19 protein-coding genes are annotated in these 21,583 nt (G+C 66.3%); 8 read left to right on the forward strand and 11 right to left on the reverse strand.

The features are described 5' to 3' along the window. Positions 1–46: 46 nt before the first annotated feature. A complete protein-coding gene (gene coxB / locus QW845_RS10665; protein WP_315801542.1) occupies positions 47–883 on the reverse strand; it encodes a cytochrome c oxidase subunit II in 837 nt (278 codons plus the stop codon). A gap of 480 nt (positions 884–1,363) precedes the next feature. On the opposite strand from coxB, the gene QW845_RS10670 reads away from it, so the two are divergent. Beyond that, positions 1,364–1,993 carry an invasion associated locus B family protein gene (locus QW845_RS10670; protein ID WP_315801543.1) on the forward strand — a complete coding sequence of 210 codons (630 nt, stop codon included), beginning with the start codon at positions 1,364–1,366 and terminating at the stop codon, positions 1,991–1,993. 66 nt (positions 1,994–2,059) lie between these two features. Here QW845_RS10670 and QW845_RS10675 read toward each other — a convergent pair whose 3' ends face one another. Beyond that, entirely contained in the window at positions 2,060–2,560 is a 501-nt protein-coding gene (locus QW845_RS10675) for a GNAT family N-acetyltransferase (RefSeq protein WP_315801763.1), read from the reverse strand. Positions 2,561–2,644: 84 nt separating this feature from the next. Between QW845_RS10675 and tldD the strand changes: the two genes are divergently transcribed. The 4 genes from tldD to QW845_RS10695 all read left to right on the forward strand — a co-directional run bounded on the left by tldD (position 2,645) and on the right by QW845_RS10695 (position 5,874). After that, positions 2,645–4,069 carry a metalloprotease TldD gene (gene tldD / locus QW845_RS10680; protein WP_315801544.1) on the forward strand — a complete coding sequence of 475 codons (1,425 nt, stop codon included), beginning with the start codon at positions 2,645–2,647 and terminating at the stop codon, positions 4,067–4,069. After that, entirely contained in the window at positions 4,066–4,872 is an 807-nt protein-coding gene (lepB, locus tag QW845_RS10685) for a signal peptidase I (RefSeq protein WP_409997896.1), read from the forward strand. Before tldD ends, lepB begins: the two co-directional genes overlap by 4 nt. Before the next feature lie 10 nt (positions 4,873–4,882). Next, positions 4,883–5,221: an MmcQ/YjbR family DNA-binding protein gene (locus QW845_RS10690; protein WP_315801545.1), complete on the forward strand. Its 339-nt coding sequence runs from the start codon at positions 4,883–4,885 to the stop codon at positions 5,219–5,221. A gap of 83 nt (positions 5,222–5,304) precedes the next feature. Next, the gene (locus QW845_RS10695) at positions 5,305–5,874 is read left to right on the forward strand and encodes a nucleotidyltransferase family protein (protein WP_315801765.1); all 570 of its coding nucleotides are present in this window, start codon (positions 5,305–5,307) and stop codon (positions 5,872–5,874) included. Between the two features lie 91 nt (positions 5,875–5,965). On the opposite strand, the gene QW845_RS10700 is transcribed toward QW845_RS10695, so the two are convergent. The 5 genes from QW845_RS10700 to QW845_RS10720 form a co-directional block, all read right to left on the reverse strand. Then, positions 5,966–6,682 (reverse strand): cytochrome c biogenesis CcdA family protein, encoded by a 717-nt coding sequence (locus QW845_RS10700; protein WP_315801546.1) that lies wholly within the window; start codon positions 6,680–6,682, stop codon positions 5,966–5,968. Positions 6,683–6,688: 6 nt separating this feature from the next. Beyond that, on the reverse strand, positions 6,689–7,087 hold the full coding sequence (locus tag QW845_RS10705; RefSeq protein ID WP_315801547.1) for a thioredoxin family protein: 399 nt from the start codon (positions 7,085–7,087) through the stop codon (positions 6,689–6,691). Positions 7,088–7,219: 132 nt separating this feature from the next. Beyond that, the gene (locus tag QW845_RS10710; protein ID WP_315801766.1) at positions 7,220–7,882 is read right to left on the reverse strand and encodes a PAN domain-containing protein; all 663 of its coding nucleotides are present in this window, start codon (positions 7,880–7,882) and stop codon (positions 7,220–7,222) included. A 260-nt stretch (positions 7,883–8,142) separates the two neighbouring features. Next, complete coding sequence (locus tag QW845_RS10715) at positions 8,143–9,513, reverse strand: glutamate--cysteine ligase (protein ID WP_315801548.1); 1,371 nt, start codon at positions 9,511–9,513, stop codon at positions 8,143–8,145. A 96-nt stretch (positions 9,514–9,609) separates the two neighbouring features. Beyond that, positions 9,610–10,098, reverse strand: a complete 489-nt coding sequence (locus tag QW845_RS10720; RefSeq protein ID WP_315801549.1) for a helix-turn-helix domain-containing protein — start codon at positions 10,096–10,098, stop codon at positions 9,610–9,612. Between the two features lie 145 nt (positions 10,099–10,243). On the opposite strand from QW845_RS10720, the gene gstA reads away from it, so the two are divergent. Continuing rightward, complete coding sequence (gene gstA / locus QW845_RS10725) at positions 10,244–10,858, forward strand: glutathione transferase GstA (protein ID WP_315801550.1); 615 nt, start codon at positions 10,244–10,246, stop codon at positions 10,856–10,858. A 190-nt stretch (positions 10,859–11,048) separates the two neighbouring features. Here the strand turns inward: gstA and QW845_RS10730 are convergent, their stop codons facing one another. The 4 genes from QW845_RS10730 to QW845_RS10745 form a co-directional block, all read right to left on the reverse strand. After that, a complete protein-coding gene (locus tag QW845_RS10730; protein WP_315801551.1) occupies positions 11,049–13,262 on the reverse strand; it encodes a 3-hydroxyacyl-CoA dehydrogenase NAD-binding domain-containing protein in 2,214 nt (737 codons plus the stop codon). 140 nt (positions 13,263–13,402) lie between these two features. Next, positions 13,403–14,611, reverse strand: coding sequence for an acetyl-CoA C-acetyltransferase (locus QW845_RS10735; RefSeq protein ID WP_315801552.1), 1,209 nt, complete (start codon positions 14,609–14,611; stop codon positions 13,403–13,405). 83 nt (positions 14,612–14,694) lie between these two features. Continuing rightward, on the reverse strand, positions 14,695–16,485 hold the full coding sequence (locus tag QW845_RS10740) for an acyl-CoA dehydrogenase C-terminal domain-containing protein (RefSeq protein WP_315801553.1): 1,791 nt from the start codon (positions 16,483–16,485) through the stop codon (positions 14,695–14,697). A 129-nt stretch (positions 16,486–16,614) separates the two neighbouring features. Continuing rightward, entirely contained in the window at positions 16,615–17,013 is a 399-nt protein-coding gene (locus tag QW845_RS10745) for a nuclear transport factor 2 family protein (protein ID WP_315717936.1), read from the reverse strand. Positions 17,014–17,150: 137 nt separating this feature from the next. Here QW845_RS10745 and QW845_RS10750 point away from each other — a divergent pair, with 137 nt between their 5' ends. Both QW845_RS10750 and QW845_RS10755 read left to right on the forward strand, forming a co-directional pair. Next, positions 17,151–17,738 (forward strand): PadR family transcriptional regulator, encoded by a 588-nt coding sequence (locus tag QW845_RS10750; RefSeq protein ID WP_315801554.1) that lies wholly within the window; start codon positions 17,151–17,153, stop codon positions 17,736–17,738. Positions 17,739–17,926: 188 nt separating this feature from the next. Continuing rightward, positions 17,927–21,448 carry a hypothetical protein gene (locus QW845_RS10755; protein WP_315801555.1) on the forward strand — a complete coding sequence of 1,174 codons (3,522 nt, stop codon included), beginning with the start codon at positions 17,927–17,929 and terminating at the stop codon, positions 21,446–21,448. Positions 21,449–21,583 lie beyond the last annotated feature (135 nt).

Raw genomic sequence — 21,583 nt, forward strand, 5'->3', positions numbered from 1 at the left:
TGGACCGCCAAGGCGGCCCTCAATCTTAGCGTTCATCCGCGCTCGGCTACTGCGACACGCCCGCAGCCGACGCATAGGTGCTCGTGGGCGCGCTGGCGTACTTCTTCTTGGCGTCCTCGACCCAGGCGGTGAATTCCTGATCGCTCACGACGCGCACCGCGATCGGCATGTAGGCGTGATCCTTGCCGCACAGCTCGGAGCACTGGCCGTAATACATGCCGACCTTGGTCGCCTTGAACCAGGTCTCGTTGAGGCGGCCGGGAATGGCGTCGATCTTGACGCCGAACGACGGGATCGCCCAGGAGTGGATCACGTCGGCGCCCGTGGTCTGGACGCGAATCACCTTGTTGACCGGCACGACCATCTCGTTGTCGACGGCGAGCAGGCGCGGCTGCTTGTCCTGCGCCAGCAGCGAGTCGAACTCGAACTTGCCGTTGTCGGGATAGGCGTAGCTCCAGTACCACTGCTTGCCGGTGGCCTTGATGGTCATATCGGCCTTCGGCACGTCCAGCTCGAGGAACAGCAGCCGGAACGACGGCACCGCGATCATGACCAGGATCAGCACCGGGATCAGCGTCCAGGCCACCTCGATCAGCGTGTTGTGGGTCGTCCGCGACGGCACCGGGTTGGCGCGCGCGTTGAACTTGACCACCACGGCGATCAGCAGCGCCAGCACGAACAGCGTGATGATGGTGATGATCGTCAGCAGCAGGCCGTGGAACCAGGTGATGTTCTCCATCACCGGCGTCGCGGCCTCCTGCAGCTTGACTTCCCATGGCGCCGGCTGGCCCGTTTCAGCAAACGCCGCTCCACCCGACACGAGCGTCACGCCCGTTACGGCCAACCCCAGCAAGGCGCTCAATTGGCCTTTCGACATCTTCATGCCGTCGCGCTCCCTTCAGAACTTTCCCCCTCGGCGCACCGCCCGCTTCACGCAGCGGCGCGCCGTTCGATCCGCTCTCCTGACAAATGGCCTTCGGGCGGATGCATAGAAAAGCACCTGGGCCAGTTCACTGGAATGACGAAATCTTTCTTCTCAAACCATAATTCTTGATCTATCGCAATGCAGTCTTGCGCCTGATATCGCGCGCCGCGCTGTTCGTCGCGACGAGCGTATTTTCCGGGAGATTGCCGCATGCCGTGATTTCGCGGGCAACGGGCGCTTGACAGGCGTGCGGCGCGATGTAGGCAAACGGGACACGGCCGTTTGCGAGGCTGATTCGGCGAGGCGCAGCGGCAGCGCCCACCAGGGTGCGGCCATTTTGGGTATCGTTTCGTGCCGTACGCCGATGACGCTGTCCTCAAGACGCCATCATTGCCGTATCATGGCGTCGGACGCGCAGATCACCCACAGGAAATTGTCATGGCACCGACCCGGATCAGGGTTTCAACGGACAGGACAGCTGACATGTCGACCCCAGCTGCGAATGACTCGCGCCGTTTGTACCGATTCAGCGCGGTGCGTGCGCGACTCACGCGTGTTGCCGCGATGACCTCCGCCGCAGCGACCGCGGTCGCGATGATCGCTGCGACGGTCGTCGGCGTGCCGCATGCGGCGTGGGCGCAGGGCGCGGTGCGCTCGGTGCATGGCGACTGGCAGATCCGCTGCGACACGCCGCCCGGCGCGCAGGCCGAGCAGTGCGCGCTGATCCAGAGCGTCGTGGCCGAGGACCGCTCCAATGCCGGCCTCACCGTGATCATGCTGAAGACCGCCGACCAGAAGAGCCGGCTGATGCGCGTGGTGGCGCCGCTCGGCGTGCTGCTGCCGTCCGGCCTCGGACTGAAGCTCGACAACCAGGACGTCGGCCGCGCCGGCTTCGTGCGCTGTCTGCCCAATGGCTGCGTCGCCGAGGTGGTGCTGGAGGACAAGCTGCTCGGCCAGCTCAAGACCGCGAAGACCGCGACCTTCATCATCTTCGAGACGCCGGAGGAAGGCATCGGCTTTCCGCTGAGCCTCAACGGCCTCGCCGAGGGCTTCGACAAGCTGCCCTGACGTCGGCTGCGATTGACGGGATTCGCACGATGCCGTGATCGGGCCGTGAGACGGTGTGACGCGATCTCAGCGTGGTGCGTCGAGCGCCAGCGCCATCACCAGCAGGGTCTTGTCGAACCCGTCATCGCCGGGCTCCCGCGGCTGCACCGCCTTGAGCAGGAATCCGGCCTGCTGGTACAGCCTGATGGCGTTGGTGTTGCTGCGGTAAACGGTGAGCTCGACGCGCGAGAAGCCGGCCACCCGCGCCGCCTCGAGCGCCGCCGCCATCAGTCGTCGGCCCAGGCCCTGGTGCCGGAACTGCGGCATTAGGCCCATGCCGAGCACCCCGATCCGGGCATCGATTGGCCCTGATTTGGGCGTGACATCGCACCAGCCCACCACCTCCCCGGCCGAGAGAGCGACGAATTGCGGATATCCCTCGTGGATGTTGTTCAGAATGAAGGCGCGCGTCGACTCGAGCGGCGGCGCCTGCACGAACGACAGATAGCGCCGTTCGCGCGCGACGTAATCGAGCGTGCGGTGGAAGCTCTCGATGTGAGCGGACGTGATGGGAACGATCTCAACCATGTCAGTTCGGTAATCATCCAGCCCCTCGCGCCCCGGCGTCAAAACAACTATCTTGGAATGAACGCTCCGACAACGGATTGACACATGACTGCTCCCACCACCTCCCTGCTCGAGCGCGCCAACCTGGACCGTGATGCGGTCCGGAGCGAGGTCGGGCGTGGCCTGGCCGGCGCCGATGACGGCGAATTGTTCTTCGAATACAGCCAGACCGAGGCACTGACCTTCGACAATGGCCGGCTGAAGCAGGCGACCTACGACACCAGCCAGGGATTCGGCCTGCGCGCGGTGAAGGACGATGCAGTCGGCTATGCCCATTCCTCCGACGTCTCGCTGCCGGCCCTGATGCGCGCGGCCGATGCCGTCAGCGCCGTGCGCGGCGGCTATTCCGGCACGTTCGCGAGCGCGCCGCCGCACACCAACGTCCGGCTCTATGGCGACGACAATCCGCTGGACGCCCCGGGGTTCGAAAGCAAGGTCAAGCTGCTCGGCGAGATCGACGCGTATTTGCGCGACAAGGATCCGCGCGTGCGCCAGGTGACGGTGTCGCTCGGCGCGACCTGGCAAGTCGTGGAGATCCTGCGTCCCGACGGCGAGAGCTATCGCGACATCCGCCCGCTGGTGCGCGTCAATGTTTCCGTCGTCGCCGGCCAGGGCGACCGCCAGGAGAGCGGCAGCAAGGGCTATGGCGGCCGCGAGGCCTATGCCCGCTTCATCGAGACCAAGGCCTGGCGCGAGGCCGCCGACGGCGCGCTGCGCGAGGCGCTGGTCAACCTCGAATCCGTGCCCGCCCCCGCCGGCGAGATGGACGTCGTGCTCGGCGCCGGCTGGCCCGGCGTGATGCTGCACGAGGCGGTCGGCCACGGCCTCGAGGGCGACTTCAACCGCAAGAAGACCTCCGCCTTCGCCGGGCTGCTGGGCAAGCCGGTCGCCGCCAAGGGCGTCACCGTGGTCGATGACGGCACCATGGCCTCGCGCCGCGGCTCGCTGTCGATCGACGACGAGGGCACGCCGACCAGCCGCACCGTGCTGATCGAGGACGGCATCCTGGTCGGCTACATGCAGGACCGCCAGAACGCCCGGCTGATGAACATGGCGCCGACCGGCAACGGCCGCCGCCAGGGCTACGCACACGTGCCGATGCCGCGCATGACCAACACCTACATGCTGGCCGGCGAGCGCGATCCGGCCGAGATCATCGCCTCCGTCAAGAACGGCATTTACGCCGTCAATTTCGGCGGCGGCCAGGTCGACATCACCTCGGGCAAATATGTCTTCCAGTGCACCGAGGCCTACAGGATCGAGAACGGCAAGGTCGGCGCGCCGGTGAAGGGCGCGATGCTGATCGGCAACGGTCCGACCGACCTCAACCGCATCAGCATGATCGGCAACGATCTGTCGCTGGACACCGGCATCGGCACCTGCGGCAAGAACGGCCAGGGCGTGCCGGTCGGCGTCGGCCAGCCGACGCTTCGCATGGATCGCATTACGGTCGGAGGCACGGGCCGATGAGCCTTGAGAAGATGTCCACGGACAAGACCAGCACCAAGGCCCCGCGCACGGGCGCCGTCCGCAAGGAAAGCACCTGGGGCGGCCAGCTCGCGCAGCTCGTCGCGGTCGTCATGGTGGTGTTCGTCGCCAAGGGCGCGATCGCCGAGCCGTTCTACGTGCCGTCGGGCTCGATGGAGCCGACCCTGATGATCGGCGACGCCCTGCTCGCCTCCAAATTCCCCTACGGCTACGGCACCTCGTCGCTGCCGATGCAGATCACGCTGCCGGAGACCGGCCGCCTGTTCGGCGAGACGCCGAAGCGCGGCGACGTCGTCGTGTTCCGCTGGCCGGGCGACACCTCGCAGGCCTGGGTCAAGCGCGTCGTCGGCCTGCCCGGCGACCGCATCCAGATGCGCCAGGGTCAGCTCTACATCAACGGCCAGGCGGCCGCGCTGAAGCCGGACGGCATCGGCGATGCCGAGGACGACACCGGCCGCAACGATCCGGCCTATCGCTACGTCGAGACGCTGCCGAACGGCGTCTCGCACCTGATCTTCAAGATGCGCGACAACGGCCGTCTCGACAACACGCCGGAGGTGACGGTGCCGCCCGGCAAGCTGTTCGTGCTCGGCGATAACCGCGACAACTCCGCCGACAGCCGCGTGGCCTTGCGCGATGGCGGCGTCGGCCTGCTGCCGATCGACAATCTCGTCGGCCGCGCCGATGCCGTGGTCGGCTCCTGGGACCTTGGCTACAAGAACCAGCCGGTCTGGGCCTGGCTGTCCGGCTTCCGGCTGGATCGCTTCTTCACCGCGGTGCGTTGAACGAACGCCGATGACCTTCGACGATGTCAGGGCGCTCGCGCTGGCATGGCCGGAGGTCGAGGACGGCACGTCCTATGGGACGTCAGCGCTGAAGGTGCGCAAGAAGATGCTGGCGCGCCTGAAGGAGGACGGGGACAGTCTCGTCCTTCCGGGCGTGCCGCCGGACGAACGCGCGATGCTGGTGGAAAGCCGGCCGAAGCTGTTCTATTTCACTGATCACTACCGCGATTATCCAATCGTGCTGCTGCGGCTGTCCGAGGCGAGAGCCGCTGACGTCGCGCCGCTGCTGCGGCGGCAGTGGCGGGCACTGGCGTCCCGGAAAGCCGTCGCCGCGTTCGATCGCGGTTGAGCGGTCGGCTTTTTCCCGCATCCGGTGCGGTGGGTGCAGCAATGTCCGCATGATCGGATGCCATTTGCATGCTATCCACGGGCATGACCGAAGAGGACTTCGTCGCGTCAGCGCTCCGCAATCCCGTCAACACGGCGATCCTGGATATGCTGCGCGTGACGACGCTGCCTGATGCGTGGATCGTCGCCGGCTGCCTGACCCAGACGGTCTGGAACGTGCGCACCGGCCGCCCGGTCGATCACGGCATCAACGACTACGATATCTTCTACTTCGATCCCGACACGTCGTGGGATGCCGAGGATGCCGTGATCCGGCGCATGGCATCCTGTCTCGATCGGGTCGATGCCAAAGTCGAAGTCCGCAATCAGGCGCGCGTGCATCTCTGGTATCCGACCAAGCACGGCCGGCCCTGCCCTGCCGTGACACGGTCCACCGACGGCATCGATCGCTTCCTCACCGTGAACACGCAGGTCGGCATCCGACCGGCTTCTGGCGGCTACGAGCTCTATGCCCCCAAGGGCCTCGACGACATCGCCCTGATGATCGTGCGTCCGAACTATACGGCCAATTTCTCGGTGACGAACTACACGGCCAAGGCGGCGCGCTGGAAGGCACTGTGGCCGGAGATCACGGTGATCGCTCCTGAGGAATGATCCACGCGGATAGCAACAGCTCATTCCGGGGCGCGCGGAGCCACGCCCCGGAATGACACTGAGTTGTGGGTCCGCCTATGCAGCTCGGGCGTTAGATCGACGTCGTCAGCTCCGTCAGCCACGCCGGCGAGACGGCGACCAGCCACGCCTCGAGCTGCTTGTCGACGCCGCTGAGGATCGCGACCGCGACGACGACGAAGGCCGCCCCCATCAGCATCTTGCCGAGCTTGCCGGCCGACAGCAGCCGCGCGCGCAGGCGTACCATGGTCGTTCGCGACAGCACCCCGAGCACGACCAGCGGCAGGCCGGCACCGAGGCCGAAGGCCAGCATGGTCAGGCTCACCATCACGAGGTCGCGTCCCTGCGAGGCCAGCAGTGACGCCGCGCCCAAGGTCGGACCGACACAGGGCGACCACACCGCGCCGAGCAGCAGCCCGATCATGAACTGGCCGCCGGCGCCCGACGTTGCGAAGCCCTGGGAATGCCGGTCGGCCCAGCGCTGCACCGGTCCACCTGCGACGGCGAGTTGCGCCTGCCAGGACGGCACCAGCAGCACGACGCCGATCGCCAGCATGATGATCGCTGCCACAAGGCGGAACGCGCCGGCATCGAGGCCGAGGCCGTTGCCTGCGAGCGCGATGAACAGGCCGATACCGGTGAAGGACAGCGCAAGGCCGGCCGCGAGCGCCAGCGCACCGCGCGGATGCGCGGAGGCCGCCGCGCCGAGCACGATCGGCACCAGCGGCAGCACGCAGGGCGACAGGATCGAGAGCAGGCCGGCCACGAAGGCCAGCAGCAGCGCGAGCATGATGCGCTACAGGCTCTTGTCGAGCAGGGCCGCGATCGAGGCTTCCTTGGTGTCGCCGACCGAACGTCCGGTCTCGGTCGTTCCCTTGAAGGTGATCAGGGTCGACTGCATCTGCGCGCCGAACGCTTTCACCACCGGCTTCATGTCGTCGAAGTCGACGCGGAAAATCTTGAGGTCCTTGAATTTGGGTTCTGCCGCGAGCTTGTCGATGATCGGCTTCTGCGCCTTGCAGGTCGGGCACCATCCGGCATGGATCTCGATCAGGATCGGCTGCCCAGCCGCTTGAGCAGCCTTGAAGGCGGCGTCCGAATAGGCGGTCTCGATGGCGGAGGCCGCCTTCAGCCCCGCGAAAGCAAACGTGGCAGCGACTGCTGCGGTGACGAAGAACCTGCGCGAAAACGTCATGACACACCCGATCTCTGCGTTGCGACAGGCAGCCGGCGGCGAAAGCCGTCCGGTGCCGTCGTTCAATACGCAGGAGACGGATGCAATGTTACCCGACGATGCAGAAAATCTGCGGGCCGGACGTTTGCCAGGTCAGCGAACGACGCCCGACGTGAAGCCCGCCTTGCGCCGCGGCGGCTTGATTTCCTTCTTCAGGAAGCAATGCGCCTCCTTGCCGGCATAGCCTGGTCGGGCGAAGGTCCAGGCGCGGCACTTGTTGTCGCCGGTGCAGGCGGCCTTGCAGATCTCCTCGGCGTCGGCGGCCTTTTCTTCCTTCTTGTCCACCGCCTTGTCGCCGCTGCTCTTGTCGCCCTTGTCGGCGGCCTTCTCGGCCTTGTCGCCGCCCTTCAGATCAGTAGTCTTGATGTCGAAGCTGCGGTAGTCGCCGCCGGGACGGTCGATCGACGTCTCGACCGCATCATTGCGGATCTCGACGACACCCGCGCCGCGCACGCCGGAAACGCAGCAATTGTCCGGCACCCGCGACGGCACGCTGTTCTTCAGCCAGCACACCGCACCCGCTTCCATCACGGTCGGATAACTGAAGCTCCAGGCGCGGCAGCGCCGGTCGTGCTCGCACAGCAGCGCGCAATCGGCCGGGTCGCCGGAGGCGATCGGCGCGCTCATGTAGTCGCCGCCGGGGCGATCGGAATAGGTCTGGGCTGAAGCCGGCGTCAGGCAGGCAGCCACGAACAGGCACGCCAGTGCCCTCAGCCATGCCCCGATGAAGCGCCCCACGCGCCGCCGCTGAACCATCCGACCCATTGTTAATGTTCGAGTTTTCTTGCGAGTTTTTAGGCAGTCATTTGATCGCCACGAACCTGTATGGCGGATGAACGGCCCGGACCAGGGGAGCTGCGGAAGGCAAAGCAGCGGCGCCCAGGCGCTGAATCGAACCTGAGACACAAATCGCAACAGAGACGCAACAGAGAACAGGGGACCCGAGCCGCCAACCGCCTCAACGTGGAACAGGCGACGCAGCGAACCTGCGACGGCTGCAGGGACGGCCGTTCCGATCAGAACGCATATTCGTCGTAGGCCGGCTCGACCGAGCCGCCCCACGGGCCGTCGAACTTCTCCAGCATCTCCTCCGCCGGCGAGCGGCCGCAATCGATGATCTGATCGAGCGGCTCGAGATAGCGGCTCTCGTCGCGGCCATTCTGATCGACGCGGTTGCGGCGGCGCAGGCCGTGATGGGCGAGCGTCAGGCACTCCTTCGCCACCTCGAACACGTAGCGATTGCGGATGCGCGTCTTGAAGCCGAGGCGCGGCACGTCGTCGCGCAGGTTCTGGCGCTCGAACGCGGTCCAGTCCTTGACGAGGTCCCAGGCCGCATCGAGGCTGACATCGTCGTAGAGCAGGCCGACCCAGAACGCCGGCAGCGCCGGTAGCCGGCCCCATGGCACACCGTCGGCACCGCGCATTTCCAGGTAGCGCTTCAGACGCACCTCGGGGAAGATCGTCGAGAGGTGATTGGCCCAATCCGACAGCGTCGGCCGCTCGCCCGGCATCGCCGGGTTCTTGCCTGCGAAGAAGTCGCGGAACGAAGTGCCGGAAACGTCGATATAGGTCTCCTCGCGTTTCACGAAATACATCGGAACATCGAGCGCGTAGTCGACCCAGCGCTCGAAGCCCATGCCGTCCTCGAACGCCCACGGGATCATGCCCGAGCGCTGATTGTCGGTGTCGCGCCAGATCTCGGAGCGGAACGTGAGGTAGCCATTCGGCTTGCCCTCGGTGAACGGCGAATTGGCGAACAGCGCGGTTGCGATCGGCTGCAGCGCCACCGAGACCCTGAGCTTCTTGACCATGTCGGCTTCGGAGGAGAAGTCGAGATTGGTCTGCACTGTGCAGGTCCGGTACATCATGTCGAGGCCATACCTGCCGACCTTCGGCATGTAGCTGGTCATGATCTTGTAGCGGCCCTTGGGCATCATCGGAATTTCGGCGCGCGACCAGGACGGCGTCATGCCCAGGCCGAGAAAGCCGATACCGAGCGGGGTCGCGATCTCGCGCACCTGCGCCAGATGCGCCATCAGCTCCGCATGCGTCTGGTGCACGGTCTCGACCGGCGCGCCGGACAGCTCGAACTGGCCGCCGGGCTCCAGCGAAATGGCACCGCCGCCGGTGACGTCATAGAGCCCGATGATGTTGCCGCGCTCCATGATCGGCTCCCAGCCGAGCAAGAGCTTCATGCCTTCGAGCAGCGCGCCGATGCCGCGCGCGCCCTCGTAGGGGACCGGGCGGTGACCGTCGAGCGTGAACGGCGTCTTCTCGTGCTCGGTGCCGATGCGGAAGGCGGACGGCGGCTTCACGCCGGCGGCCAGCCAGGCCACGAGCTCGTCGCGCGACTGCAACGGGGTCATATCGATCTGGTCACGCGCCATGGGAGTCTCGGTTCAGAAGCGCTTCGAGGGTCGCGCGTGGTGACAGGAAGGGCCGCGGACCCCAGGGGGCCGCGGATGTGAATGGGAACGGATGCTTCATCGGATCGCTGCGCCCTCTCCGGCCGCCAACGGAGCGGCCTGACCACAGGAGCAGCCGAGGCGATCCAGCAGCATGCAGAGCTTTGCGGCGTCGGTATCCGACAGCTTGGAGCCGACATGCTTCTCGATCGCGGCCGAATAGGCCGACCACATCCGCTTCTGCAGCTCGCGCCCGGCCTCGGTGATCTCGACGAACTGGCCGCGCTTGTCCATCTTGCATTCGCGCCGGACGACCAGACCTTCGTCGACCAGACGGTCGATCAGCCGGGAGGTGGAATATTGCGGGATCAGCATCTGCCGCTCCAGCTCGACCGGACGCAGCTCGCCGGAGGGCGCGCGCGACAGTTCGAGAAGCGCATCATACCATGCGAGCGGCGGGAACCCGGCCTTCTTCAGCTCCTGCTCGACGCAGTCCAGCACCCGGCTCTGGACCCGCATCAGGCGGATCCAGGCGGCGGTCGCCTCGGTCGATGGTTTGCGTTTCATGGGCCGGCTCGTATCCTCAGATGCGCAGTCTAGCGCATTCGATGCAGCTGCATCAATCTTGACTATTCCATGCATCTGCATGTAAAGGCGGACGTGGCGCCCCGACCGGTTCCACGAAGAAAAGGTCTCACGGAGGGAATACAAGATGAAGCTTTATTATTCACCCGGCGCCTGCTCGCTCTCGCCCCATATCGCCCTGCTCGAGGCCGGCCTGCCCTATGATCTGGTCAAGGTCGATCTGCGCGCCAAGACCCTGGAAAATGGCGACGATTATCTCAAGGTCAATCCGAAGGGCCAGGTGCCGGCCCTGGGGCTGCCGAGCGGCGAAATCGTGACCGAGGGACCGGTCATCGTCCAGATGATCGCCGACCAGGCCAAGGACAAGGGATTGGCGCCGGCGCGCGACAGCGGCGAGCGCTACAAGCTGCTGGAGTGGCTGAACTTCATCACCTCCGAGCTGCACAAGAACTTCGGCCCGATGTTCTCTCCCGTGCTCGCCGACGAGGCCAAGGCGTTCTTCAAGGACCGGGTGATGGGCAAGTTCAAGTACATCGACGGCCAGCTCGCCGGCCGCGACTACCTGATGGGCAGCCAGTTCACGGTGGCCGACGGCTATCTGTTCACCATCCTGACCTGGGCCGACCGGATGAAGTTCGACCTGTCGGCGATGCCGAATCTCGTGGCCTACAAGAACCGCGTCGCGGCCCGCCCCAAGGTGCAGGAAGCGCTGACCAAGGAAGGGCTGATGAAGGCGGGGTGAGCTCGCTGTTGAAAGAGCTCTCTGCTGCCACCCGGGCAGTAGGTTCTCTCCCCCCTTGTGGGGGAGAGATAGAGAGGGGGGTAGCCACGGACACCGTCGCCTGTGGCTACCCCCCTCCCTAACCCTCCCCCACAAGGGGGGAGGGAACGGAGATCGGGCGAGGCCGGCTCCGTGCTAACTCACAACAGGACTAAGCCGCCGCCTTCTTCGGCGGGAAGCGGCCGTAGAAGGTTTCGCCCTTGGCGGCCATCTCCTCCAGGAGCTTCGGCGGCGCGAAGCGCGAGCCGTACTTCGCCGTGAAGGTGTGGCACAGCTCGACGAACTTCTTGGTGCCCATGAAGTCGATGTAGGACAGCGTGCCGCCGGTGAACGGCGCGAAGCCGAAGCCGAGGATCGAGCCGACATCGGCCTCGCGCACGTCGGTGATGACGTGGTCCTCGACCGTGCGCGCGGCTTCGACCGCCTGCACCACCAGGAAGCGCTGCTTCAGCTCCTCGACATCCAGCGTATCCGGATCGAGATGCTTCGGCTGCAGCTTGGCCAGATCCGGCCACAGGCTCTTCTGACCCTTGCCCTTCTCGGGATAGTCATAGAAGCCCTTGGCGTTCTTGCGGCCGAAGCGGCCCTGCTTCTCGACCAGCTCGACCATCAGCTTCTTGTGGTCCTGGTTGATCGCGTTGGGGCCGAGATCGTGCTCGGTCGCCTTCATGATCTTCAGGCCGAGATCGAGCGCGACCTCGTCCGACAGCGACAGCGGGCCGACCGGCATGCCGGCCATCTTGGCCGCGTTCTCGATCATCGCCGGCGGCACGCCTTCGAGGAACATCTCGTTGCCCTCGGCGATGTAGCGCATCACGCAGCGGTTGGCGAAGAAGCCGCGGGAGTCGTTGACGACGATCGGGGTCTTGCCGATGGTGCGGACATAGTCCAGCGCGGTCGCCAGCGCTACGTCGCCGGTGGCCTTGCCCATGATGATCTCGACCAGCATCATCTTCTCGACCGGCGAGAAGAAGTGGATGCCGATGAAGCGGCCCTGGTCCTTGAACTCCTCGGCCAGCGAGGTGATCGGCAAAGTCGAGGTGTTCGACGCGAAGATCGCGCCGTCCTTCAGGTGCTGTTGCGCCTTGGCATAGGTCTCGGCCTTGACCTTGCGGTCCTCGAACACGGCCTCGATGACGAGATCGCAATCCTTCAGCGCGGCGTAGTCGGCGGTGGCGGTGATGCGGCCCATGATCGCCTCGGCCTCGCCCGGCTTGGCGCGGCCCTTCTTGACGAGGCCATCGATCACGCTCTGCGCATGCGCCTTGCCCTTGTCGGCGCTCTCCTGATCGCGGTCGATCAGCACCACCTCGAGGCCGCCGCGCGCCGAGACGTAGCCGACGCTGGCGCCCATGAAGCCGGCGCCGATCACGGCGATCTTCTTCAGCTTGGTCGCCGGCACGTCGGCCGGACGACGCGCGCCCTTGTTCAATTCCTGCATCGACAGGAACAGGCTGCGGATCATCGCCGCCGCTTCCTTGGAGCGCAGGATCTTGGTGAAGTAGCGCGACTCGACCCGCAACGCGGCGTCGATCGGCAACTGCAGGCCCTCATACACGCAGCTCATGATGGCGCGCGCGGCCGGATAGTTGTCGTAGGTCTCGCGGCGATAGATGGCGTTGCCGGCCGGGAACATCATCATGCCGTTCTTCGAGAACACCGGGCCGCCGGGCAGCTTGAAGCCCTTCTCGTCCCACGGCTGAACCGCCTTGCCGCCACCCTTGATCCAGTCCTTGGCCGCCTTGATGAGATCCGCGGCCGGCACGATCGCATCGACCAGCTTGAGCGCCTTGGCTTTGTCCAGCGTCAGCGCTTCGCCTTTCAGCAGCAGGTTCATGGCGTCCTGCGGCTGCACGATGCGCGGCACGCGCTGGGTGCCGCCGGCGCCGGGGAACAGGCCGACCTTGATCTCGGGCAGGCCGAGGCGGGTCTTCGGGTTCTCGGCCGCGACGCGGTAGTGGCACGACAGGGTGATCTCGAAGCCGCCGCCGAGCGCGAGGCCGTTGATCGCGGCGACCCACGGCTTGCCCGAGGTCTCCATCGAGCGGTTGATCTGCGAGAAGCGCCGGCTGGTGTCGAACAGCATCTGGTTGGCGGCTTCCTCACCCTTGCTCTTCAGCACATCCGCATAGATGCGGTTCATGCCTTCGAGCATGGACAGATCGGCGCCGGCGCAGAACGCCTCCTTGGCCGAGGTGATGACGACGCCCTTGATGGCGGCGTCGGCGGTGGTCTGCTTGACGATGGCCTCGAGCTCGTTGGTCGAGGTCTCGTCCAGCACGTTCATCGAACGGCCCGGAATGTCCCAGGTGATCAGCGCAATGCCGTCGGCATCGGTTTCGAGCTTGAAGTTCTTGAAGGCCATATGGATCTCCCTCGGTGCCAGCAGCCGGTCGGCGCGGCGTTGTCCTGTATTCGTCGATCGTAGGGTGGGTTAGCGCAGCGTAACCCACCGCCTCTCGCAACACGGCGGGTTACGCCTCCGGCTAACCCGCCCTACGGTTGTCACACCCGCTCGATGATGGTCGCGGTGCCCATGCCGCCGCCGATGCACAGCGTCACCAGCGCGGTCGCCTTGCCGGTGCGCTCGAGCTCGTCGAGGACGGTGCCCAGGATCATCGCGCCGGTGGCGCCCAGGGGATGGCCGAGCGCAATCGCGCCGCCATTGACGTTGATCTTGTCCTTGTCGATCTCGAACGCCTGCATGTAACGCAGCACGACCGAGGCGAAGGCTTCGTTGAGCTCGAACAGGTCGATGTCCGACTTCTTCATGCCGGAGCGCTCGAACAGCTTCTCGGTGACGTCGACCGGACCGGTCAGCATCATTGCCGGCTCCGAGCCGATATTGGCGAAGGCGCGGATTTTCGCGCGCGGCTTCATGCCATACTTCGCGCCCGCCTCCTTGCTGCCGAGCAGCACCGCACCTGCGCCGTCGACGATGCCCGACGAATTGCCGGCGTGATGCACGTAGTTGACGCGCTCGATCTCCGGATGCGACTGGATCGCCACTGCGTCGAAGCCGCCCATCTGCGCCATCTGCACGAACGACGGCTGCAACTGCGCCAGCGACTGCATCGTCGTCGACGGACGCATGTGCTCGTCCTTGGCGAGGATGGTCAGGCCGTTGATGTCCTTGACCGGCACAACCGACTTGTCGAAGCGGCCTTCCTCCCAGGACTTCGCGGCGCGCTGCTGGCTCTGGACCGCATAGGCGTCGACGTCGTCGCGCGAGAAGCCGTATTTGGTCGCGATCAGGTCCGCCGAGACGCCCTGCGGCATGAAGTAGGCGGGCACCGCCATCGACGGATCCATCGGCCAGGCACCGCCGGAAGCACCGATGCCGACGCGGCTCATCGATTCCGCACCGCCGCCGATGACCAGCTCATGCTGGCCGCTCATGATCTGCGCCGCGGCGAAGTTCACGGCGTCAAGGCCGGAGGCGCAGAAGCGGCTGATCTGAATGCCCGGAACGGCATCGCCGAGACCCGCATTCAGCGCGGCGAAGCGCGCGATGTCGGAGCCGGCCTCGCCGACCGGATCGACCACGCCGAGCACGACGTCGTCGACCGCGTCCTCAGGGATGTTGTTGCGGTCCTTCAGCGCCTTCAGCGGCACGGTGGCGAGCGCGAGCGCGGTCACCTCATGCAGGCTGCCGTCGGCCTTGCCGCGGCCGCGGGGAGTCCGTACGTGGTCGTAGATAAAGGCCTCAGGCATCACGCCCTCCTCATCTGGTCAGATTTGTTGTTGGCATTGACGACGGAGCCGGCGCGCGGCGCGCACCGGCTCTCGTCTGATCCTCAGAAGGCTTCCGCCGGCAATTCCATCACGGTCGCGCAGCCGGCCTGGAGGCGGGCGAGATGCGCCGCCGTCTCTGGCAGCACGCGCTCCATGAAGAAGCGGCCCGTCACCAGCTTGGTGGTGAGATAGGTCGAGCTGTCACCGGCCGCAATCTTGTCCTGCGCGACCTTGGCCATCTTCGCCCACATGTAGCCGAAGGTGACCAGCGCAAAGAGATGCATGTAGTCGGTCGCGGCGGCGCCGGCATTGTCCGGCTTGGTCATCGCGTTCTGCATCAGCCAGGTCGTGGCCTGCTGCAGATGGCCGAGCGCGGTCGACAAGGGAGCTACGAACGGCTTCATCGCGTCATTGCCGCCCTGCTCCTTGGCGAAGGTCCCGACCTCGTTGAAGAACGCCATCACCGCACGGCCGCCGTCGCGCGGCAGCTTGCGGCCGACGAGGTCCAGCGCCTGGATGCCGTTGGCGCCCTCGTAGATCATGGCGATACGGGCATCGCGCACGAACTGCTCCATGCCGTGCTCGGCGATGTAGCCGTGACCGCCATACATCTGCTGCGCCTGGACGGCGTTGGCGAAGCCCATGTCGGTCATGTAGCCCTTCATCACCGGCGTCATCAGGCCCATGTGGTCGTCGGCCGCCTGGCGGTCCTTCGGGTCAGCCGAGCGGTGCGCGACGTCGCTCTTCAGCGAGGTCCACACCACCATCGCGCGCGCGGCCTCGTTGAAGGCGCGGATCGACAGCAGGGTGCGGCGCACGTCGGGATGCACGATGATCGGATCGGCGGCCTTGTCCGGCGCCTTGGCGCCGGTCAGCGAGCGGCCCTGGATGCGCTCGCGCGCATAGGCCACCGCGTTCTGATAGGCGACCTCGGACTGCGCGAGACCCTGCACGGCGACGCCGAGCCGGGCCTCGTTCATCATCACGAACATGCCCTGCATGCCCTTGTTCTCTTCGCCGATCAGCCAGCCGGTGGCGTTGTCGTAGTTCATCACGCAGGTCGAGTTGCCGTGGATGCCCATCTTGTGCTCGATCGAGCCGCAGCTGACGCCATTGCGCGCACCGACCGAGCCGTCGGCGTTGACCATGAACTTCGGCACCACGAACAGCGACACGCCCTTGATGCCGGCCGGCGCACCCTCGATGCGGGCGAGCACGAGGTGGATGATGTTGTCCGCGAGGTCATGCTCGCCGGCGGAGATGAAGATCTTGGTGCCGGAGATCTTGAAGCTGCCGTCGGCCTGGCGCACCGCCTTGGTGCGCAAGAGACCGAGATCGGTGCCGCAATGCGGCTCGGTCAGGTTCATGGTGCCGGTCCATTCGCCGGCGACCATCTTCGGCACGTAGGTCTTCTTCTGCTCCTCATTGCCGTGCACGATGAGCGCCGCCGTCGCGCCCATGGTGAGGCCGCCATACATCGAGAAGGCCATGTTGGCGGAGCACTGGAATTCGTTGACGGTCTGGCTGAGCGTCACCGGCAGGCCCTGGCCGCCATATTCGGTCGGTGCCGACAGGCCGAGCCAGCCGCCCTCGACGATCTGCTTGTAGGCGTCCTTGAAGCCCTTCGGCGTTGTCACGCTGCCGTCGTCATGGCGCTTGCAGCCCTCGAGATCGCCCACGCGATTCAGCGGGTGCAGAACCTCTTCGGCGAGCTTGGCGGCTTCGCCGAGGATCGCCTCGCGGACATCGGCCGAGGCATCGGAGAAGCCCGGCAGATTGTCGTAGCGGTCGATCTGGAACACGTCGTTGAGCAGGAAGGTGACATCTTCCACGGGGGCTTTGTAGATCGGCATCGGCGTCTCCGGCAGGAAGGCTGAAGTTTCAGACTGGGATTTCCACGGACGCGGCAGACAATGCAGGCCGCGGACTGTAGCGGGTTTGAGGCACTTGCGGCAGCCGTCACGTTGCGGCCGTCGGTCACGTCACGACGGCTTGCTCATCGCGGCGAGCTGTTCGCCCATCAGGCGGTGCAGCAGGTTGATCGCCTTGAGCGGGCGGACCATGACCTTGAAATGGGTGATCAGACCGGCGTCGTCGAAGCTGATGATGTCGACGCCGTTGAGCTTGATGCCTTCGATCTCGTTCTCGAATTCGAGCACGGCGCCCGTGGCGTTACGCCACTCCCCGACATACTTGAATCCGGGACCGCCCAGGACTTTCTCGGCACTTGCGAGATATTTGAAGGTGATGTCGCGGCCACGCTGCGGCGTATGCACGACGGGACTTTCGAACACGGCGTCCGGGTGCAGCAGCTCCCGCAAAGCGCCGAGATCGTGAGACCTCATATAGCCGTACCATCCATCGAGGCCGGTCATTGTCATTGGGCGTCTCCTCGGGGCGGAACAGGCCAGCACCACAACCACCCCATATGCACATTGACGCATATGCGCCAGTGTGCATAATGTCAAGCGTGGAGCGGAGCAGAACACGATCAGAAAAACGGGAGCAGTTTCCGGCCATGGCCCTCGGCGACGCCATCCTCGCCTGCCTTACCGAACATCCGATGACGGGCTACGAGCTCGCCAAGACGTTCGACTCCTCGATCGGCTTCTTCTGGAAGACGGACCACCAGCAGATCTATCGCGAGCTGTCGCGGCTGCGCGACCGCGGCTACATCCAAGGTCGCGAGGTGGTGCAGACCGGCAAGCCCAACAAGCTGGTCTACACGTTGACCCCCGAGGGCCGCGCGGCGTTCCGCAGCTGGGCGGCGCGGCCGAGCACACCGGCTTCCACGAAGGACGATCTTCTCGTCCGGCTCTATGCGCTGGGCGCCGCCGACATCGGGCCGATCCGGGCCGACCTGATGGCGCGGCTGGAACATCATCGCGACCGTGCCGAGCGCTACGACCGCATCCTCAAGAAGCATTACGCTGACGGCAGCGTTGCTCCGGCCGACATGGGCAAGCTGCTCAACCTGCGGCTCGGACTGCGCCACGAGCGCATGGTGGCGGAATGGTGCGAAGAGGCGATCACCGCGCTGTCGACGATATCCGGCGCGAGCAGCGTGCGGCCGCTCGATCCATCATCACGCGAAAATGCCGGCTGATACGCGCCGTTTGACAGCGCAAAACTTCTGACCGCGCCGGCGGTAAACTTAACGCGTTATTTACCGTAAAAGTCAAAAGTCGGGACCTGGAGCAGACGATCTGCGCGGACCCGTTCATGTTCATGTCCGGGACGCGTGGGGAGGCTGGAGGCGCTTGGTGGAGCGCTGGAAGCGGAACCGGACGAGACATGAATTCGCGCGTACCGTGGAGTAATGAAGGCATCGACCCGTCCGTCCGTGAAAGGGCCGAGGCCGCGGCGCAACGCGCCGGCATGACGCTGAACGACTGGATCAACTCCACGCTCGGCGCATCGGCCCCGCCCGATTTCCGCGGCAGCCCCGCGCCACGCAGCACGCCGACCGTCAGCCGCGATGCCCGCGAGGTGACCGACATCCATCAGCGGCTCGACTCCATCGCACGGCAGATCGAGCAGATGTCGCGCCCCGTCGCGCGCAAGGATGCGCCGCGCGACGAGCAGGGCGTCGCGCGCCAGCTCAACGACGCGATCTCGCGGCTCGACGCCCGCCTGTCACAGATCTCGACGCCGCTGCGCAAGCCGGACACCGAGGACCGCTATCGTGGTCCTGACGGCGTCGAGCGCGCCGCCGCACAGCTCTACCGGCCGGCCCAGGCGCTCAGCGCAGGCTCGTTCGACGTGGCCGTCGCCGAAATCAGCGCCCGCCAGAGCGAGCTCGACAATGCGCGCCCGCTGCCGTCGCACCAGGCGCCGCCGACCGCGCCTGCCATGGCATCCGCAGCAGCGCCGCTGATGACCCCGATCAGCGCGCCGCTGACGCCGCCGCAACCGGCGGCACCCACTCCCGATTTCTCGCTGCTCGAACGCCATCTGCTGAAGATCACGAGCCAGATCGAGGCGCTGCATCGCCCCGAGGACGGCATCGAGCAGTCGATCGCCGGCTTCCGCAACGAGCTCTCCGAGATCCGTCACGCCATTACCGAGGCGATGCCGCGCCGCGCGATCGAGTCGATCGAGAACGAGATCCGCTCGCTGTCGCGCCGCATCGACGAGAACCGCAACACCGGCGTCGACGGCCAGGCTCTGGCCGGGATCGAGCGCGCGCTGACCGACATCCGCGAGGTCGTCGGCTCGCTGAAGCCTGCCGAGCAGCTCGCCGTCTATGACGAGGCGATCCGCAATCTCGGCGCCAAGCTCGACCTGATCCTGCGCGCCAATGACGACCCCGGCACCGTGCAGCAGCTCGAAAGCGCCATCGCGGCGCTGCGCGCGATCGTCGCCAATGTCGCCTCCAACGACGCGCTGGAACGGCTGTCGGACGATCTCCGCCAGCTGTCGTCGAAGGTCGACCAGGTCACGCAGGCGCGCGACAATCACGACTCGTTCCACGAGTCGTTTGCGGCGCTCGAACAGCGCATCGCCGCGCTGACCTCGACCCTGGAGAGCCGCGAGCCGCCGGCGGCCGCGCCCGACAACACCGCCCAGATCGAGGACGCGCTGCGCGGCCTGTCCGACCGGATCGACCGCCTGCAGGTCGGCAGCGACGGCTCATCGGCGATCACGCATCTCGAACAGCGGATCAGCTACCTGCTGGAGCGGCTCGAAGCCGCCAACGACCCGCGCGGCGGCAACATGACCCGGGTCGAGGATGGCCTGCAGGACATCCTGCGTTATCTCGAACGGCAGCAGGCGACCTTCGCAGCGCTGGCGGAGAGCCGGTCGCAGCGCGAAACGTCGCAGGACGGCGGCCTGATCGACATGGTCAAGCGCGAGCTGTCCGACATCCGCTTCAGCCAGACCGAGACCGACCGCAACACCCAGGACTCGCTCGAGGCCGTCCACAACACGCTGGGGCACGTCGTCGACCGCCTCGCCATGATCGAAGGCGACCTGCGCAATGTGCGCGCCACCGCGAGCCCGCCGGCCGTGCTGCCGCCGCTGGCGCCGCCAATCGAGTCGCCGATGCCGGCCGCACGCGCGACGGCGCCCCAGGCCTATGCCGAGCCGGCCAGGCCAGAGCCTGCCTACCGCCCGGAGCTGCCCAATCCGGCGGCCGAGGAGCCAGCGGGACAGATTGTCGCTCCGGCCGCGGGTCAACAGGCGTTCGCAGCGGCCTCGCGCGACTTCCACGCCGCGCAGGCGCCATCGGCTGCCATGCCGCCGCCGATTCCGCCGAAGGCGATCGCCGACATCCTGGAGCCGCACGCAGCGCAGGCGCCCCGCCCGACCGTCATCGTCCCCGAGCTGCCACCAGATCATCCGCTCGAACCCGGCACCCGTCCGCCTGGCCGGACCGCATCGCCCGCCGAGCGGATCGCCGCGTCCGAGGATGCCCTGAGCGAGCTTCCCGCCGGCAAGCGGGAGCCGGTGTCGACATCGAGCTTCATCGCGGCTGCGCGCCGCGCGGCGCAGGCCGCGGCGGCCGCACAGCCTGTAGACGCCAAGAAGGCGAAGAAGGACAAGCCGAAGGACAAGGCCAAGGAGCCGCCGAAAGACCTCCCCAAGGACGTCGCCAGCGACGCTGTCAAGCCCAAGGCCAAACCCAAGGACAAGCCGACGTTCGCTCTCACCGCCGAGGGCGACGAAGAGGTCTCGACCATCGGGTCGAAGATCCGTTCGCTCCTGGTCGGTGCAAGCGTCGTGGTGATCGTGCTCGGCACCTTCAAATTCGCGATGTCGCTGCTCGACAGCGGCAGCACGCCGCCGCCGATCTCGCCGATGGAGACTCAGGGCGAGGCGCCGCGCGCGCAGATGCCGTCGGCCTCGCCGAGCCTGTCGCCGCGGCCGACGACGCCCGACCAGAGCGCGCCGTCGTTGACCTCGCCGACGCCGCTCGACCGTCAGTCCTACAATCGGGCCATGCCGAGCGAAGCGGAGACGATCGCGATGCTCGCGATCCCGCAGGACGTCGAAAAGCCAGCCACCTTACCCGCTGCCGTCCCTACTGACGTCACCGGCACGATCCCCACCGCTGCCAACGGCCAGAAGCTCGGTTTGGTGCAGGTGCCCGCCTCCGAGAAGCTGCCCGATGCCATCGGCGGACTGGCGCTGCGCAATGCCGCACTGAAGGGTGATCCGACCGCCGCCTACGAAGTCGGCGTGCGCTTTGCCGAGGGCAAGGGTGTCGCGGCGAACTATGAGGAAGCCGCGAAGTGGTATGACCGCGCGGCGCAGGCCGGGCTGATCCCGGCGGTCTTCCGTCTCGGCACCTTCTACGAGAAGGGTCTCGGCGTGAAGAAGGACGCCGACATCGCCCGCCGCTACTACGTGGTCGCCGCCGAGCGCGGCAATGCCAAGGCGATGCACAATCTCGCCGTCCTGGACGCCGACGGCGGCGGCAAGGGCGCGAACTACAAGAGCGCCTCGCAATGGTTCCGCAAGGCCGCCGAGCGCGGCGTCGCCGATAGCCAGTTCAACCTCGGCATTCTCTATGCCCGTGGCATCGGCGTCGAACAGAACCTCGCCGAATCCTACAAATGGTTCACCCTGGCCGCAGCGCAGGGTGACGTCGACGCAGGGCGCAAGCGCGACGATGTCGCCAAGCGGCTCGATGTCCAGTCGCTCGCCGCGGCCAAGCTCGCGATCCAGACCTTCACGGTCGAACCGCAGCCCGACGACGCCGTGAACGTGCCGGCGCCCGCCGGCGGCTGGGATGGCACGCAGGCGATCGCCAAGGCAGCCGCCGCCAAGGCGGCCCTGGCGAAGCGCGCGGCGGCGACGGCGCCGCGCTGACACGGGTATAGCGCCCCCCCTCTCGACATGGACGAGCGCTCGCGCGCAGCCCAAAAAAATCCCCCCGGCTTGCGATCGCGCCGCCATAGTGTCGCGCGGTCGATCGATATAGATTGTCGCGGCGGATCATCACGA

The sequence above is a fragment of the Bradyrhizobium sp. SZCCHNS3002 genome (genome assembly GCF_032377435.1).
Lineage (GTDB): Bacteria > Pseudomonadota > Alphaproteobacteria > Rhizobiales > Xanthobacteraceae > Bradyrhizobium.